Source organism: Arthrobacter sp. FW306-04-A (genome assembly GCF_044358315.1).
Lineage (GTDB): Bacteria > Actinomycetota > Actinomycetes > Actinomycetales > Micrococcaceae > Arthrobacter.
Window position 1 is genome coordinate 3,137,455 of sequence record NZ_CP084559.1, and the last position, 15,624, is coordinate 3,153,078.

Here is a 15,624-nt window from a genome sequence, read left to right on the forward strand (position 1 = left end):
AAACATTGATGGCAATAGGATTCCGCAGACCTGCTACATAGGGCAGCTAGGCATGGAACAATTGATCAAAACAGTCAAAAGTGATCTCCACTGATGACCACGAATGATCTGGAGCGATGACGTGAGCACCCTCGACCCGACGGACCTGAAGATCCTCCTGGAGTTGATCCGCGATCCCAGAGTTCAGATCGGCGAACTCGGCGAGTCACTGGGGATTGCGCGCAACACCGCCCAATCGAGGATGCGCCGCCTGGTTCGCTCGGGCGTACTGAACGACGGCGGCCGCGAAGTCGACCTCGAAAAGGTGGGCTACGACGTCGTCGGCTTCGTCACCCTGGAGGTGACACACCGGGAACTCGACGGCGTGATCGGAGCCCTGCGCCGCATCCCCCAGGTACTCGAGGTGCATGAAATCTCCGGGAGGGGCGATCTCTTGTGCCGGGTGGTGGCCACCGACACGCACAACCTGCAAACCGCGCTTCGCTCCATCCTCAGAATCAAGGGCGTCATCCGTACGGAAACAGTCCTCGCCCTGCACACCCACATCCCCTACCGGACAGAACCCCTCATCGGCAGGCTCGTGGACGCCGCTGAGACGGCCAGCACCGCAAAGGCCAGCACCGCTAAACGGGGAAAAGGGCAGTTTGCGGCCGAATCCCCCCTCAGCGAAGCCGACTAGGATTCCAGAATGAATTGGCTCTCTTCTCTTGCGCAGCTCAACTGGCTGGCCATACTGGTGGCCTTCGTTTCCAGCATGGTCATTGGATTTGTCTGGTACATGCCGGCAGTCCTCGGCCGGCGATGGATGCAGGCCATCGGGAAGACCGCGGAAGACCTCAAGAAGATCGACGGCGGCGCCCGGATCTGGATCCCCATGATGATTGCCGCAGCTCTGACGAGCATCTTGCTGGCAGTTCTCATCGGCAAGTTGGGGGTGCACGGAAGCGTGTCCGGCGGTTTCTTCGCGTTGGTAGTCGCCATGGTTTTCCGCGCCGGAGGCCACGTCATCCATAACGGTTTCGCGGGCAGGCCGTCCGCCCTGACGCTCATCGATTCCGGCCATGACATCGTGGCCATGACTGTGGCCGGATCAATCATCGGGGCATGGCAGTAACGGGAGGAGAATAGCCTCGTGACCATCATTGACAACGCCGTCTACGTCAACGGCATCCGGACCGCGACTCCGGGAAGCCTCGAGCAGAGTGTCGAAACGCTGGCCGCCCACGGCGGAATGGTGTGGATTGGACTGTACCGGCCGGACGAGACGGAAATGGCGGCAGTGGCTGCCGAGTTCGGACTCCACCTGCTCGCAGTCGAAGACGCCGTCAACGCCCACCAGCGGCCCAAGCTGGAACGCTACGACAACAACCTCTTCACGGTCCTGCGGCCCGCGCGGTACTTGGACGAAACGGAGACCGTGGAGTTCGGTGAGCTTCATATCTTCACCGGAAAGAACTTCGTGGTCACGGTGCGTCACGCGGAGACGCCCGGGGTGGCCCAGGTCCGGCGCAATCTGGAACAGCAACCGGAGCTGCTGCGTCACGGTCCCGAAGCCATTCTGTACGCCTTGCTGGACCAAGTAGTGGACGATTATGGCCCGGTGATTTCCGGGCTGGAAAACGACATCGACGAGATCGAGGACCAGCTCTTCGGTGGCGATCCCTCCGTTTCCCGGCGCATCTATGAACTTGCCAGCGAGGTCATCCAGTTCCAGCGCGCAATCAACCCGCTCCCGGCCATGATGGCGTCCCTGAAGCGCGGGTTCGAGAAATACGGTGTGGACATTGAACTGCAACGCAAACTCCGCGATGTGGAGGACCACGTCGAACAAGTGATTTCCCGCGCCAATGGATTCCGCGATCTGCTGCAGAACGCCCTGACCCTCGATGGCACGCTGACCGCGAACCGGCAAAACGAGGCGAGCGCGGCACAAAACGAACAAACCAAGAAGATCTCCTCGTGGGCAGCGATCTTCTTTGCACCGGCCTTCGTTACCGGGCTCTACGGCATGAACTTCGACGTCATGCCTGAACTCCATTGGCCGTTCGGCTACCCCATGGCGATCGGACTCATGATTGCCGCGGGCTTGCTCATGTACGTCATCTTCAAGCGGAAAAACTGGCTCTAGTGATTCCAGCCTCCGCCGGGCAGCCCCTAAACCGACAGCGACGTCCCGACGCCGCTACATTGATGGCGGAAATCGTCGCCGACGCCAACGCCGGGGCGCAAAAGGCGCATCCATTTCCACGATTTCTTCCGTCAACTGCATCGGGGCGTGCACGCTTCGGCTGGGAGGCCCGAGGCAGATGGTGCGGCGATCCAGCGTTCGGTGGATGCCTTGCTGTCCGACGTAGACATCCTGTGTTTCGACGAATTCCACGTGCACGATGTGGGCGACGGAATGTTCATCGCCAAGCTGCTCCGGACGGCGGCCCAACGCCGGGTTCCGCTCGTGGTCACATCGAACTATCCACCGGATAAGTTGTTGCCAAACCCTCTGTGGCACGATCACTTCGTGCCGACCATCGGGGTGATCAAGGAGATGATGGACATCGTGGAGATCAACGGAGACACGGATTTCCGGCGTTCGCGGGTTTCTGGTTCCTCTGCGCCACGGAGCAGCGACTCTCCCGGCCTGGAAGCCTTCAGCCGGGGCAGGATGATCACACCCGGAACGGCGGCGCAGCTGGGCGCCTTCGGTTTGTTCCCGCCGTCGAAGTCACAGGAGCGGGTCCTCACCCTTACAACGCATCGCCTCACGGCCAAAGCGGCCGACGATATGCTCTGGATGAGTTTCTCCGAGTTATGCGGCGGCCTGACGTCGACGGCCGACTACTTGGCTTTGGCGGTGGACTACAAGACCTGGGTGATCGACGGCGTACCCTCGCCAACTGTGGAGTCGGCCGCCGGATCCGCCCCGGCCTGGCAACGGTTCAGCAACGTGGTGGACGTCCTGTACGACCAGGACATCACACTGTTCCTGGTAGGCCAGGGCCCCCTGGACTGGGATCTCGCCCAGGACCCGGCCCACCGAACAAGCGCCCAGCCCGTTGACTTGGCCAGAATCGCAAATCGGCTGTCGCTCCTGGGCCGGGTGGAATCCTCCGCCCTCGTTGAAGAAGCAGAGGCCGGCGGCAGCTGAAGGCCGGTTCCTCCGGCGCCAGCCTCGCCCGTTAGCCAGTCCTCCGCCGGCCGACGGCGCCATCATCGAAGCCGGCATAGACTCCTACACGCGTGACCTGCCGCGGATGAAGTGGAAAATCAAAACGACCACGGCAATAACCAGCAGCAGGTGAATGAGCCCGCCGCCGATGTTGCCGATAAAGCCGAGAAGCCAGAGAACGGCGATAATAATGGCTATCCAAAGCAACATGTGAGTCTCCCTTGTTTGTTAGGTGCCCTGGCCGGCGGCCTCGGGCATTCATTAGTAAGTATACTTACTAATGAAGGTAAGCGGGTGGGTCAATGCGGTTTTTCTATTTGGAAGCCGCACCGGCACCGTAGTACCCGGGTGCGGAGGTATTCGCCGAGGAAGTCAGTCGGCCCCGGCTGGGTTGAGAGCGGTGCGTGTGAACTTCTCAGGTCCGGATCGGTAGGGGACATGGGTTCCCCGCAGTGGATGTATTCGGCACCCGGATGGGGGACGTCATCGCTGGCGGTCGACCTGGCCTGGACTGCAGAGACAAAGCCCGAGGTGGTGGACAGGACACGGGCGCCGCCGCATTTGGAGCAGTTGACGGCCGCGGCGAGGGTTTCTCGTCGGCGGTCCATGATGGCGATGGAGTCCACGACGAGGTGCACGTCGGTGTCGCACGTCGCGCACCAGGGCTGCTTGCCCCGGGGCTGGTGGGCGTCCAGGGGGAGGTAAGTGCTCGAGATGGTGCTCAACGGATCAGACCAGTCCCGGGCAGCTTGCCAGAATGTAGTCGGCGGCGGCCGGGCCCGTCATGGCCAGCCCGCTGCCCCCGGGGTGGATGCCTTTGGTCTTCATCGCCGTCCAAAAGGCGCTCTCGGGCCGCGGCACGGACCGGTTTAGCAAACACCAGCTCGTGTACAGGCCGTAAAAGCAGTCCCGTCCGAGAGCCGAGTCGGACCGGTCGTAGGTGTTGATGGTGGCTTCTTCAAGGAATTGGTCGAAGTGGATATTAGCCGTATTAGCCATGGTGGGCCCTTTTTCGCGGGTGCGTTGCATGCGCTGCCATGTGGCTATAGCAGCTGAGCCCCAATGCGTGCACGCGGCACTGAAGCGGTCACCCGGTTCTGTGGAACTCTGCGGTTCGGGCGGTCCGTGCGTTGTGCGCAGTCACGGGCTTCTGAAGCGGAGCGCATGGCCAGTGGCCGTGCGGTGAAGTCCGCCTCATCAAACCTGTGTAGAAACTTGTCTACGATGTAGACTTTACGCGTAGACTACAAAGTAAGCAAGCTTCTTTCCCCGCAGAAACCAGCGACGACGCGATCAGATCAGGATGGAAACCCGTGCCGCCCCCCAAGACTCCGATCAATTCTTCACCTGCCGGCGAGAACGCCGCCGGGGAGAAACCCAGGCTCAGCCGCGAACTCGTACTGTCCACCGCCCTCGCTTTGGTGGATATGGAAGGCCTCGACGCGCTCACCATGCGCCGCCTGGGGCAGGAACTGGGCCGGGATCCGATGAGTCTCTACCGGTACGCTGCCAACCGGGCTGCGCTCCTGGACGGAGTGACGGAGCTGGTCCTGAAGGAGCTTTCCATCTTCCCGGACCGCCCGGATTGGCAGGCGCAGCTCCGGCAGATAGCCCATGATCTGCGCCTGCTGGCGCTGCGGCACCCGAACGTCGTGCCATTGCTCGTGACCCGCCCGCTGTCCACGCCCCTGGGCCTGCGCCCGCTGGGCACGCTGCGCCCCCTTGAGCAGATTCTGTCGTTGCTGATCGACGCCGGGTTCGCCCCGGCCGACGCGCTCCACGTCTACCGGGCTTACTACGGGTTCCTGTACGGCCACATCCTCAATGAACTGCAGGAATTCATCGTGGATCCGGACGAAAACGAAGCGCTGCTCCGCCTTGGCCTGCACCGCCTGCCCGCGAAGGAATTTCCCCGCCTCCGCGCCCTCGGCCCGGTGCTCGCGGACTACGACGGCGCGGCCGAACTCGACCAGGGCATCAGCATCCTGCTCGCCGGACTCGCAGCACCCCTCGTCCACGAAAAACCACCTCCAAGCACAGCCGTCCGCTGAGGGTTCGGAAATGATCCTGCTACCAACTCGACAAATACGAGGTCCGGCGGATCACCGCGGTAACTGGGCGGGCATTGGGACCAACCCCCGTCCTGTGCGGAGTGGATCAGCACGCCGCAATTGCTCTGCGTTCGGTGCCAATTCGACAGCTGCGTTCTGAATCCACTGTTTGGCAGCATCCAGTCCAGTGAGGCTGAAGTCGAACCAGGCAACCTACGGCCTCATGATGCTCACGTACATGTGGACAATCGCCCCGATCTATTGGTGAGGGACGCTCAAGGCAGCAGGATAGTGGGATTGTTAGTCACCGGCCCCCTGTGGAAGAGCCCGGTAAAGGATCCTCACCGGACGCGAAACTTGGGGCGTCGCTTCCTCGATCGAGAACTAGAGGATGCCCGTTTCTGCGGCACCCAGGATGCTCGAACTTGCAGTTTGCAAATAAGCGATGTCGTTCATATAGAGGTTCGCGTGACCGGCAAGGTCGGATCTGCTCTGGCGTTCGGCCTGATCCGCGGTGAACCGTGCCAGGTCTTCAAGGCGTTCCACCACCACCCTGAGCGCGTTTGAGGCGGTGAAGTCGGCGCGGTACGAGCCGAGCAGGAGCCCAAGTCGGCGGCCCTGATCCTCGGAGCTGTCCCCGGGGCGGCCGTCCGGGTTCGTCGGCGCGACGAGGGGACAGAGGCGGTAAGCGAGATAGGCCACATCCCAGATACGCGGCCCAGGCGACATCGTGTCCCAGTCGATCACCCCGGCGAACTGGCCGTCCCGGCAGATGAAGTTGTACGGGGCAAAGTCATTGTGGCAGATCACCTCGGCCGGTTCGTGAACCGGCGCCCGCCAGACCGCATCAACGACGCTTAGCCCTGCCGCGGCGTCGTGGAACTCGCGGAGCCGGCCGCCTGCTGTCACCAGGAAAGAGTCCTCCCACACCCACGCGGGCATAGGGTACGAGGGCACCAGGCCCGGCACATAGTCCAGGATCTCCCGCCCCGATTCATCGATCCCGTGAGCCTCCGGCACCCATTCGATTCCCTTGAGGTGAAGACGACGGAGCACCTCATGGACAGTGCTCGTCCAAGGACCACCGGGACGTCGCACCGTATCTCCGACGCGGACCACTTCGTTCATGTTTCCGCCGGAAAGCACTTCCTCCATGCAGCAACCTTAGTTTCCGGCAGCCCCAGTCGCGGCCTGAGCTCCGCAAAGGATCCCGATGTGTACGCTATCCCCATGGCCAAGGTGAACTCAGAAGGCAGTTTGTGGCGGCGGATCCAGCAGGCGCTGGGGAACTTGTTTGCAGACGGCGGGCCATTGGCGCCTGGATGGGGCTTCGGGCGACGGAAGAATAAATAGGCCGGCTGACTGCGCAGGCGTGAGACCTGGCCGTCGGGAGCTGTGTCCCAAAGGACAAGCTTTCACCGGGACCTCCTGCGACATAGTTCCTGCCGGAGGCTCGGGCCTGTTTTGATGGCCGTATGGCAGTCTTCTTCTTTGACGGTGACCAGACGCTGTGGGATTTCCAGGCGATGATGAGGCGTGCCCTGGCGGCCACGATCGACGAGCTCCGCGGGCTTCGGCCCGGGACCGGAGGAGACATGAGCGTCCAGGCGTTCGTCGCCGACCGGGAAGCCGTCGCGGAACGGTTGCGGGGCCACGTGACTAGCCTTGAGCAGGTGCGGTTCGAGGCCTTCAGGCAGAGACATCGCCTCAGATCTGTTGCCCGGGGAACCGCGGATCATGGTTGGCGACTCGCTGGCCAACGACGTCGCCGGAGCCCAGGCTGCGGGTTGGACCGGTGTCTGGCTCAACAGGGAAGGCGCCGCGACACCGAACGCCGTCCCGGACCTTATGATTCGAACCCTGCACGAACTTCTCCCGATGGCGAAGGCATTGTGACTCCAGCATCCCGATGAGGGATCGGCTTACGGGCAGTCAAAATGACAATTCGAGTGGTGGTATCCCATGGAATTTTCGTCGCCGGACGTGGGGATGCGTCGTCTTGCCCAATCGACTGGTCAGACCGGGGTTGACCTTAAACAATTTAGGGTTAACGTAGTTAACGTGAAAGCCGCCGGAGGAGCCCGAAGACCGTATCGCATGGTGGCCCGTTCCGAGGCGGCCGCGGCTACGGCCGAAGGCATTCTGGATGCCATGACCGAACTGTTCTGGGAACAGCCCTCGGACCAGATCCGGCTGGACCAGGTAGCCGCACGGGCCCGGGTGACGGTGCAGACCGTCCTCCGCCGTTTTGGCAGCAAGGAGAAACTCTTCGCCGCGGCGGTGGAGCGCCAATCGGAGCAGGTACGCGCGGCCAGGGCACGGGTCACTCCCGGTGACGTTCCCAGTGCCGTGGCCAACCTGGTCGAACATTACGAACTCATGGGCGACCGCGTGCTGCGGATGCTCGCCGAAGAGGAACACATTCCGGCACTCAAAGTTTTGGCCACCGAGGGACGACGTATCCACCGGGAGTGGTGCGAGCATGCTTTTGGCCCGTTCCTGCCGGAGCATCACGGTTCCGCCCGTAACCGGCGGAGAGCCCAACTGGTCACGATCTGTGACATCTACACGTGGAAATTGCTCCGTCGTGAGAGCAGGCTCAGCCGTCGACAAACCCAAAAGGCCATCGCCGAGATGCTGGCCCCCTTCACGAAGGACACACACTGATGTCAACCGTCCTCGCCTACACCTCGCCAGCCATCGGGCACCTGTTTCCTTTGACGCCGCTGCTGCTGGAACTCCAACGCCGCGGCCACCACGTGAACTTGCGCACCCACGAGAGCCAAGTCGGGTTAATGCGGACCCTCGGATTCGATGCCGAGCCTATCGATCCCCGCATCGAGGCTATACCGATGAAGGACTCCGAGGCCCGCGGTCCCAAAAACGCACTGGCGAAAGCGGCGGAAGTTTTCGCCGCCCGCGGCGTGTACGACGCTCCCGCCCTGAGAACGGCAATTGACGAGGTGAACCCTGATGTTGCCATCATCGACATCAACAGCTGGGGAGCAGCCTTCGCGGCCGAAGCATGGGGCGGCCCATGGGTGACGTTTTCGCCCTACACCCCGGCGCTCGAATCGCGCGGAACCCCGCCCTTCGGTCCAGGCATCGCCCCGATGACCGGAATTCTGGGCTCGGCCCGCGACGCACTGCTACGCATGCTAGTCCTTGGGGCAGTCGAGAAGGCGATGCTGCCGCGGCTGAACGCCTTGCGCAAAGACCTCGGACTGACCCCGGTGGCATCGGCCGACGAGTTCCTCCGCAAGGCTCCCCTAATGCTGGTGGCCACCGCCAAACCATTCGAGTACGACACCACCGACTGGGGACCGGACGTCATCATGATGGGAGCCTCGGCCTGGGAACCGAGCCAAGACAGGCCTGCGTGGCTCGACGCCATCGACAAACCGATCATCCTGGTCACCACCTCCTCCGAGTTTCAGGACGACGACGTCCTGGTGCGCACCGCACTGGAGGCATTCCGGAACGAACCGGTCCACGTCATAGCGACAATGCCGGCGGGCGTCCCCGCCGGGCTCGAGATCCCAGCCAACGCGACTGTCGCACAGTTCCTCCCACACCAACCTCTCCTGGACAGAGCCGAAGTTGCGGTCACCCACGGCGGAATGGGAGCCACACAGAAAGCCCTCGCCCGAGGCATCCCGGTCTGCGTGGTACCGTTCGGACGCGACCAACTCGAGGTCGCCCGCCGGGTCCAGACCAGCAGATCCGGGACCCTGCTGCCGAAAAAGAAACTCTCACCCCAACGCCTCCGCGAAGCAGTACAGACGGCGATGACCATGTCCGCCGGAGCCGCCCTGGTCGCACAAGGCTACGCAGCGACCGGTGGCTCAACCACAGCCGCCGAAGCCATCGAAACCCGATTACTCAACTGCACCTAAATCGACCGTTTCTGCTACAAACCAGCAGGCGCGTGCAAAAGATTTGTGGACCGCGATAATTGGCGTTGAAATTGCAGCGCTATCTGGCATGGTCTCCGGGCGAGCTTTTCCGCGATGATCTCCAGGTTGACTGGAGGACGGCCGAAGCGGGTGCAGGAATCCCGGGCCACGGCGATCCCGGCGTTAACGCGTTCCACCATCAACTCACGCTCATACTCGGCCAAAGTGGCAAGTATGTTCAGCATCATCCGTTCGGTCGAAGTCCCCGGGTCGATTCCGTCCGAGGTCGGTGTTGCACCCTTGTGACCGCTTATCGCGAGGTTTGGAGACTCGATCGAGCGAGAAATCGAAAGACTGCAGAACCCCGGACTGCTGATCAGAGGTCGCGCCGTCCGCAACGCCTCTTCAAAATCGGACTCGCTGCCGGGACGGACGGGAAGGATCGCGTGCTCCAGAATCATTCGTCATTCGCTCAACTTCTCACCACCGAACGGTTGAGGATCTCTCAGCGGGCGATTCTCGCAGGGGTCTCGGATGCGCTCATTGGTGAACTCTTCCAATGGTGGTCGGTAGGATCGGACATATGAAATTCGTCGTGATGTACAGCCTGCGCGACGGCGTTGACCGCTCGCGCGTTCTCCGGACGTACCCGCGCCACAAAGAATATTACGAGGCGTTCCGTGCCGCTGGCGGCGGCCTCGTCGCTCTCGGCCCATTCCAGACCCCGGATCCGACCGCCGGGTCGATGGGGATCTTCACCTCGCGCGAGGATGCCGAGCGCTTCATCACCGGTGATCCTTTCACCACCGAAGGGCTCGCCGACCCTCGAATCCTCGAGTGGAACGCCGTGCATTTCGAGTAAGAACCAGCCTGAGGGACATATGGACAAACTGCGTCGGGACCGGACACACTAAATCGCCCCGCCGACGGTGGGCGGCGAGCCGGTATCGCGGCACGGAGAGTTCCTCAATATTGCGGGTAACTTCCTTTTCTTGGGCCAACGCCAAAGCAACCGGCTCGCGCACATTGGCAAACTCGTTGCGGACGGCTGGAACCCCCGGAATGTCGACCGGCTGGTTGCGGTCCAACATGTACTGGACCATCATCATGGCGTGGTTGCGCTCTTCAAGTGACTGGCCGTAGAAGTGTGCCGCCAACTGAGGATAGTCCTCCCCGGCAGCGCCTCATCGGAGTAACTTTCATGTATGAGCCTTACCCATCGGCTCGGACGTATGTCGGGGCGCGATCCAGCCGAGCAACACCGGACCTCGACCCCGCTCGAGCTGCTCTTCGATCTCGTCTTTGTCGTGGCCTTCAGTGCGGTCTCGACGCAGACGGCGCTGCTCCTCGAGAAAGGGCACTGGTCGGCGGCGGTCACCGGGTTCGTCCTTGGGGTCTTCGCGATCAGCTGGGCCTGGGTGAACTACTCGTGGCTGGCCTCCGCATACGACAACGACGACGTGTTCTTCCGCATCGCGACGTTGATCGAGATGATCGGGGTGCTCGTGATCGCCCTCGGCATGCCACCTTTCTTCCGGTCGATCGACGAAGGCCGCCACGTCGACAACGCGATCATGGTGAGCGGGTACGTGATCATGCGTGTCGCGGCGGTCGCGCTCTGGCTGCGCGCCGCGCGGCATGATCTTGAGCATCGGCGGGCCTGCCTGACCTACGCGGCTGCCGTCTCGGCGGCGCAAGTCGGATGGGTGGTACTCATCTTCGCCTCGCTCCCGATCGGGGCGACGTCGTGGATCATCGCGGCTCTCGTCGGTGTCGAGTTGGTGGGCCCGCTCCTCGCCGAGCGCAAGGACGGTGGCACCCCGTGGCATCCGCACCACATCGCTGAACGGTACTCGCTGCTCGTGATCATCACACTCGGAGAGGTGATCCTCGGCGCTGTGCTCGCGATCTCGGCCGTCGTCGACCGGTCGGGTTGGTCGGTCGAGGTCGTGCTCGTCGCCTCCGGCGGCACCGCCCTTGCCTTCGCGATGTGGTGGCTGTACTTCACCGTCCCATCCGGGCGGGTGCTGGGACATCATCGCCGTCGCGCGTTCGGATGGAGCTACCTGCACATCGTCGTGTTCGCCGCGGTCGTCGGCACGGGCGCCGGCCTCCATGCCGCGGCGATCTTCATCTCCGGTGGGAGCCACATCGACGCTACCGCCACAGTGCTCACAGTCGCCCTTCCAGTGTTTGTCTTCGAACTGACCCTCGTGACCATCTACTCGCTCCTGCTGCGCACTGCCGACCGCTACCACATTTGGATATTCAGCGCGGCCGCGCTCGCCCTTGTATCCGCGGTGGTCGCGGTGGGCCTTGGTGCGAGCGTGGGCGCGGCGCTGCTCCTCGTCGCTGCCTCCCCCGTGCTCATCGTCGTCGCTTACGAGACGGTCGGCTACCGACGCGAGGAGCAGGCTCTTAAGGAGGCTGAGGCCTGACGCTGCGCTACTGCTTCCCACCCCGCAACAGCAGCGCACCGGCGTTGGCCGCGACGATCAGCGCAATCCCGGCCCACTGCCCAACATTGAGTTCCTGGTTTAGGGCAAGCGCCCCAATGATCGCTGCGAACACCGGATTGACGCTCATGAGCACACCAAACAGCTGGGCCGGGACCCGGCGCAGCGCGATCAGATCTGCCACGTAGGGCAGCACGGAGGCCAGGATGCCGGCGCTGACAGCACAGGTGATGGCAAAGCCGTCCAGCGGCTGGCTCAGAAAGATCACGACGGCGACCGGTAGGTACAGCGTTGCCGACACCCCAGTTGCGGCTGCTGTCCCTTGGATACCCTGGATGCGTTGTCCGACGGTTCGGTTCAGCAGGATGTAGAAAGCCCAGCTGCACGCGGCCACGAGTCCGAGACCGATGCCGGCGTAGTCCATTGACGCGTCCGGCTGGGTAATCGCCACTACGCCGGCACCCGCGGCCACAGCACACACGGCGTTGCTCTTCCGGCGCGAACTGAGCAGGGCGACAGCCAAGGGTCCCAGGAATTCCAGTGTCACGGCTAAACCCAGCCCGATCCGTTGGATGGATGCGTACAGGCAGAGGTTCATGGTCCCGAACACCACGGCCAGGAGGAGCACAGGCCACCACTGCCGCCAACTGAATTCGCGCAACCGCGGACGAACGATAGGCAAGAGAACTGCGGCGGCCACGAGTTGGCGGACCGCAACAACCCCCAGGGGTCCAATGACGGGGAATGCGAGGGAGCCACTCGCGGCACCTAGCTGGTTGGACAGCGAACTGGCCACAAGCGTTGCCACGCCGCCCGCCTTTTGCGACGGCGACCCTCCGGACGCGATGACTGCGCTTCTTTCGTTCATGAGGGAATTCTGCGCCCCAGCCCGTATCCCCAAAAATGCATGGACCACCCTATTTATACGGTGAATGCATGAATATGATGGGCCCATGGGTGTGGAGTTGAGGCAGTTGCGCTGCCTGGCAGCAGTAGTCGAGGAGGGCAGCTTCACCGACGCTGCCATAGAGCTCCGGATGTCCCAGGCGGCAGTGTCCCGAAACATCGCCGCCTTGGAACACACGCTCGGCGTGAGGCTCGTTGAACGCACCACTCGGAGCGTTGCGCTGACCCTGAGCGGGGAACGGGTGCTGGCCAAGGCGCGGCGCCTGCTCTTGCTTCTTGGGGAACTGGAACAGGAGGCACGGGCAGGAACGGGGAAAATACGGATCGGGTACGCGTGGTCCGCCTTGGGAGAGCGCACCACCGAGTTCCAGCGACGGTGGGCCGCGACCTTCGTCGACACGGAACTTCAGCTCATCCACTCCAACAGCCCGACGGCGGGACTCGCCGACGGGACCACCGACTTCGCCATCCTTCGGCGTCTGCCGGAAGTTGCCGCCGTCGAGCACATCCGCATTGGTGCGGAGAAGCGCTACTGTGTCATGTCCTCGGCCGATCCTCTGGCGCCCAGGCGATCGGTGACGCTCGCGCAGATTGCCCAGCGGCCGGTGGCGATGGATCTCCGTACGGGCAGCACCACCCTTGAACTCTGGCCCGAGCGCGGCCGCCCGCAGGAGGTGATCGCCATTCACGACGTCGACGACTGGCTGACGCTGATCGGCAGCGGCGCAGCGCGCGGCATCACGGCCGAGTCGACGATGCACCAGTATCGACGGCGGGGCCTCGTCTACCGTCCGGTGCGCGATGCCCCGCCCGTCCCCGTCTATGCTGCCTGGTCGAAGAAAGACCCGCCGCGGGAGCGTGAACGCATTGTGGAGTTGCTGGCGGGGCTATATGGCTGACACGCCGCTTCAGAGCAACAGAACAAGCCCGACGCCGGCTGCTGCGGCACCGACACATGCCGCCATAGTGCCCACTCCATTGAGGAGGGCCAGGCCAGTCCGGCCGCTTTGGACAAGCCTGACCGTCTCCAGGCTTGCCGTACTGAAGGTCGTGTATCCGCCCAGGAATCCGGTGCCGAGAATCAACTGAAGGGATTCAGGAGCCTGATGAGCCATGACCAGACCCGCCAAGATCCCGATGAGCAGTGAGCCGGAGATGTTGATGAAGATGGTCCCCAGCGGCAGGGCGGTCCTGGCCCGGGAGCGGACCAGCCCATCCACCACGAAGCGGGCAGCCGCACCTGCGCCGCCCGCGAGCGCAATCAGGAGGACTGTCATGGCTGAGCCTCCCGCCTTTGTTGGGCGGACTTGTGCCGGATCGCTCCAAGCCAGATACCCAGCGTTGTGGCCGCGGCACCGCCGAACAGGCTGGCAGCGAGGTACCACAGAGCGTCCATTCCCCGTCCGGCACCGAAGAGATGCAACGAGTCCAGTGCCAGGGTGCTGTAGGTGGTGTAGGCCCCGAGGAAACCACTCCCGATGCCGAGCCGGGCAACCCGGCGGAGTCCGGCGTCGGGCCCGTTCCGGGCGAGCGCTTCGAGGAGCCAGCCCAGCGCGAGAGCGCCGGACAGATTGATAAGCAAAGTGGGCAGCGGCCACGCGTCCGGCGCCGGAACGGCCATGCCAAACCAGTAACGGCTCAGTGCGCCGAGGATTCCTCCGGCCGCCACAAGCAGAACGAACCGCCCGTGCAGATGGAGCGGGCGGTGGGGGCGGTGATCCGCGGGCCGCGTCGCCTGAGATTTGGCTCCCGGCGGGGCGGTGCTGCTTTCCTTCATTGATCCCTGCTTGGGTCGTGACGGCCCAGGGGAACCATGAGCACGGGGCAGTTTTGGCGATGTGCCAGATGCAAGGCTACCGATCCGGTGACCAGTCCTTCAAACTTCGGGCCTAGGCCATGTTCCTTGGTTCCCACGACGATCATGGAGGCGTTGATACTCGCGGCATAGCGGCCCAATGACCTGGCAGGCTCGCCGGCGAGTGTGACAAATGACCACTGCAAACCCGATCCGTTGAGTTGATCCGCGATGCGCGACTGCAGCGACTCCGAAATGGCCGCGGCGTCGTCGTCGATTCCGTCGGGATCGATCGGCTGGGCCGCCAGATGCCCGTCCCGGTCCCCTGCCGCCGGAAAACTCGTGACATCAGCGAAGGCCAGTACCAGTTCCAAACCGGCGCTGAGCGCCACTTCCGCGGCTTTCTCAATCACTGTGGCAGGCTGCTTCGGGAGCACCCCCGCCAGTACCGGTCCGGCCAATCGGGCCGGTCGACGCTGGGCCAGCGGCGTGTCGTCGCCACGGGGGTTGCTCATGGGGCCCTCCAAATGTCCGGGTTGTCAGCATATGGGTTCTTCGATCTTGCTCCAGTATGGGCTTCTACGGCTGGCGTTGTCCCAAGCGCTAAGCGAGAATGTCGATATGTGCGGTCGGTTCAGTGTCGGTTTCGAAGCAGACTATCTCTCGAGGAAGCTCGGTGCCGTGCTGCGCGGCGATACCGACTACCCCTCCCCAACGCTCCAGATCAACCCGACTGACCCCGTGGTCTTTCTGCGGGGACGGTCTGGGGACGGTTCAGTTGGACGCGAGCTCGCGGCCGGGCGATGGGGCCTGGTTCCAACCTTCTCCAAGTCCTTCGATTCGAAGGTCCCCACCTGGAATGCGCGCTCGGAAACCGCCGGGGCAATCCCGGTGTTCAGGGCTTCGCTACCCAAATGGCGGGCAGTCGTTCCGGCCTCGGCCTACTACGAGTGGAAGAAATCGGGGCCTGGCCGCAAGGATCCCAAGCAGCGCTACATCGTCGAACCGCAGGATGGGCTGATTACCTTCGCCGGATTGTTTGCGCCATGGCGAGACGAGAGCATCGCGGACAAGTCCGCGCCCGGCGCGTGGCGTCTGTCCTGCTCAATCCTGACCATGGATTCCCCTCCGGAAGGCGTTCACGAGAGACTGCACAATTTGCATGACCGGATACCGGTTCCGATCTCTCCGGACATGATCGACGATTGGATCGATCCCAAGGAAACCAGGGGCCAGGCCTTGTTGGACGCCGTGCTGGGCGACGCGTATGGCTTGGCGTCGTCATGGACAATGAGGCCCGTGGAACTCGTGGAGGACAACACCAAGTTGGTGGACGTCGCGAACCCAGCCGCCTGAC

20 protein-coding genes and 2 pseudogenes are annotated in these 15,624 nt (G+C 63.1%); 12 read left to right on the top strand and 10 right to left on the bottom strand.

What is annotated here, in order from left to right:
* The first annotated feature begins 103 nt into the window (after positions 1–103).
* The 4 genes from LFT43_RS14405 (at position 104) to zapE (ending at position 3,142) form a co-directional block, all read left to right on the top strand.
* Positions 104–679, top strand: coding sequence for an Lrp/AsnC family transcriptional regulator (locus LFT43_RS14405; RefSeq protein WP_395797855.1), 576 nt, complete (start codon positions 104–106; stop codon positions 677–679).
* A 9-nt stretch (positions 680–688) separates the two neighbouring features.
* Positions 689–1,114, top strand: a complete 426-nt coding sequence (locus LFT43_RS14410) for a DUF1761 domain-containing protein (protein WP_395797857.1) — start codon at positions 689–691, stop codon at positions 1,112–1,114.
* Positions 1,115–1,132: 18 nt separating this feature from the next.
* Complete coding sequence (corA, locus tag LFT43_RS14415; RefSeq protein ID WP_395797859.1) at positions 1,133–2,128, top strand: magnesium/cobalt transporter CorA; 996 nt, start codon at positions 1,133–1,135, stop codon at positions 2,126–2,128.
* 147 nt (positions 2,129–2,275) lie between these two features.
* The gene (gene zapE, locus LFT43_RS14420) at positions 2,276–3,142 is read left to right on the top strand and encodes a cell division protein ZapE (protein ID WP_395797861.1); all 867 of its coding nucleotides are present in this window, start codon (positions 2,276–2,278) and stop codon (positions 3,140–3,142) included.
* An 84-nt stretch (positions 3,143–3,226) separates the two neighbouring features.
* Here zapE and LFT43_RS14425 read toward each other — a convergent pair whose 3' ends face one another.
* From LFT43_RS14425 to LFT43_RS14435, 3 genes are all read right to left on the bottom strand, one after another.
* A complete protein-coding gene (locus LFT43_RS14425; protein WP_395797864.1) occupies positions 3,227–3,373 on the bottom strand; it encodes a lmo0937 family membrane protein in 147 nt (48 codons plus the stop codon).
* A gap of 89 nt (positions 3,374–3,462) precedes the next feature.
* The gene (locus LFT43_RS14430) at positions 3,463–3,888 is read right to left on the bottom strand and encodes a hypothetical protein (protein WP_395797866.1); all 426 of its coding nucleotides are present in this window, start codon (positions 3,886–3,888) and stop codon (positions 3,463–3,465) included.
* Positions 3,889–3,892: 4 nt separating this feature from the next.
* The gene (locus LFT43_RS14435) at positions 3,893–4,162 is read right to left on the bottom strand and encodes a hypothetical protein (protein WP_395797868.1); all 270 of its coding nucleotides are present in this window, start codon (positions 4,160–4,162) and stop codon (positions 3,893–3,895) included.
* 335 nt (positions 4,163–4,497) lie between these two features.
* Here LFT43_RS14435 and LFT43_RS14440 point away from each other — a divergent pair, with 335 nt between their 5' ends.
* Positions 4,498–5,214, top strand: a complete 717-nt coding sequence (locus LFT43_RS14440; protein WP_395803104.1) for a TetR/AcrR family transcriptional regulator C-terminal domain-containing protein — start codon at positions 4,498–4,500, stop codon at positions 5,212–5,214.
* 384 nt (positions 5,215–5,598) lie between these two features.
* Here the strand turns inward: LFT43_RS14440 and LFT43_RS14445 are convergent, their stop codons facing one another.
* A complete protein-coding gene (locus LFT43_RS14445) occupies positions 5,599–6,369 on the bottom strand; it encodes an aminoglycoside phosphotransferase family protein (RefSeq protein WP_395797870.1) in 771 nt (256 codons plus the stop codon).
* Positions 6,370–6,930: 561 nt separating this feature from the next.
* Here LFT43_RS14445 and LFT43_RS14450 point away from each other — a divergent pair.
* The 3 genes from LFT43_RS14450 (at position 6,931) to LFT43_RS14460 (ending at position 9,110) form a co-directional block, all read left to right on the top strand.
* A complete protein-coding gene (locus LFT43_RS14450; RefSeq protein ID WP_395797872.1) occupies positions 6,931–7,110 on the top strand; it encodes an HAD family hydrolase in 180 nt (59 codons plus the stop codon).
* 201 nt (positions 7,111–7,311) lie between these two features.
* On the top strand, positions 7,312–7,881 hold the full coding sequence (locus LFT43_RS14455; protein WP_395797874.1) for a TetR/AcrR family transcriptional regulator: 570 nt from the start codon (positions 7,312–7,314) through the stop codon (positions 7,879–7,881).
* On the top strand, positions 7,881–9,110 hold the full coding sequence (locus LFT43_RS14460; RefSeq protein WP_395797876.1) for a nucleotide disphospho-sugar-binding domain-containing protein: 1,230 nt from the start codon (positions 7,881–7,883) through the stop codon (positions 9,108–9,110). The genes LFT43_RS14455 and LFT43_RS14460 overlap by 1 nt, the downstream gene beginning before the upstream one ends.
* A 98-nt stretch (positions 9,111–9,208) precedes the next feature.
* On the opposite strand, the pseudogene LFT43_RS14465 reads toward LFT43_RS14460, so the two are convergent.
* Positions 9,209–9,394 (bottom strand): annotated as a pseudogene (locus LFT43_RS14465) (recombinase family protein); the annotation flags it as partial.
* A 299-nt stretch (positions 9,395–9,693) separates the two neighbouring features.
* Between LFT43_RS14465 and LFT43_RS14470 the strand changes: the two are divergent.
* On the top strand, positions 9,694–9,972 hold the full coding sequence (locus LFT43_RS14470; RefSeq protein WP_395797878.1) for a YciI family protein: 279 nt from the start codon (positions 9,694–9,696) through the stop codon (positions 9,970–9,972).
* 97 nt (positions 9,973–10,069) lie between these two features.
* Here the strand turns inward: LFT43_RS14470 and LFT43_RS14475 are convergent.
* Positions 10,070–10,285 (bottom strand): annotated as a pseudogene (locus LFT43_RS14475) (ferritin); the annotation flags it as partial.
* A gap of 30 nt (positions 10,286–10,315) precedes the next feature.
* Between LFT43_RS14475 and LFT43_RS14480 the strand changes: the two are divergent.
* On the top strand, positions 10,316–11,548 hold the full coding sequence (locus LFT43_RS14480) for a low temperature requirement protein A (protein ID WP_395797880.1): 1,233 nt from the start codon (positions 10,316–10,318) through the stop codon (positions 11,546–11,548).
* Between the two features lie 7 nt (positions 11,549–11,555).
* On the opposite strand, the gene LFT43_RS14485 is transcribed toward LFT43_RS14480, so the two are convergent.
* On the bottom strand, positions 11,556–12,434 hold the full coding sequence (locus tag LFT43_RS14485) for an EamA family transporter (protein WP_395797882.1): 879 nt from the start codon (positions 12,432–12,434) through the stop codon (positions 11,556–11,558).
* 85 nt (positions 12,435–12,519) lie between these two features.
* Between LFT43_RS14485 and LFT43_RS14490 the strand changes: the two genes are divergently transcribed.
* Positions 12,520–13,371 (top strand): LysR family transcriptional regulator, encoded by an 852-nt coding sequence (locus LFT43_RS14490; protein WP_395797884.1) that lies wholly within the window; start codon positions 12,520–12,522, stop codon positions 13,369–13,371.
* A gap of 9 nt (positions 13,372–13,380) precedes the next feature.
* Here the strand turns inward: LFT43_RS14490 and crcB are convergent, their stop codons facing one another.
* From crcB to LFT43_RS14505, 3 genes are read right to left on the bottom strand one after another with little or no spacing between them, the layout of a single operon-like run.
* Complete coding sequence (crcB, locus tag LFT43_RS14495) at positions 13,381–13,749, bottom strand: fluoride efflux transporter CrcB (RefSeq protein WP_395797886.1); 369 nt, start codon at positions 13,747–13,749, stop codon at positions 13,381–13,383.
* Entirely contained in the window at positions 13,746–14,249 is a 504-nt protein-coding gene (locus LFT43_RS14500; protein ID WP_395797888.1) for a fluoride efflux transporter FluC, read from the bottom strand. Before LFT43_RS14500 ends, crcB begins: the two co-directional genes overlap by 4 nt.
* Entirely contained in the window at positions 14,246–14,782 is a 537-nt protein-coding gene (locus LFT43_RS14505) for a universal stress protein (protein ID WP_395797890.1), read from the bottom strand. Before LFT43_RS14505 ends, LFT43_RS14500 begins: the two co-directional genes overlap by 4 nt.
* A gap of 106 nt (positions 14,783–14,888) precedes the next feature.
* On the opposite strand from LFT43_RS14505, the gene LFT43_RS14510 reads away from it, so the two are divergent.
* Entirely contained in the window at positions 14,889–15,623 is a 735-nt protein-coding gene (locus LFT43_RS14510) for an SOS response-associated peptidase (RefSeq protein WP_395797892.1), read from the top strand.
* Position 15,624: the final 1 nt, after the last annotated feature.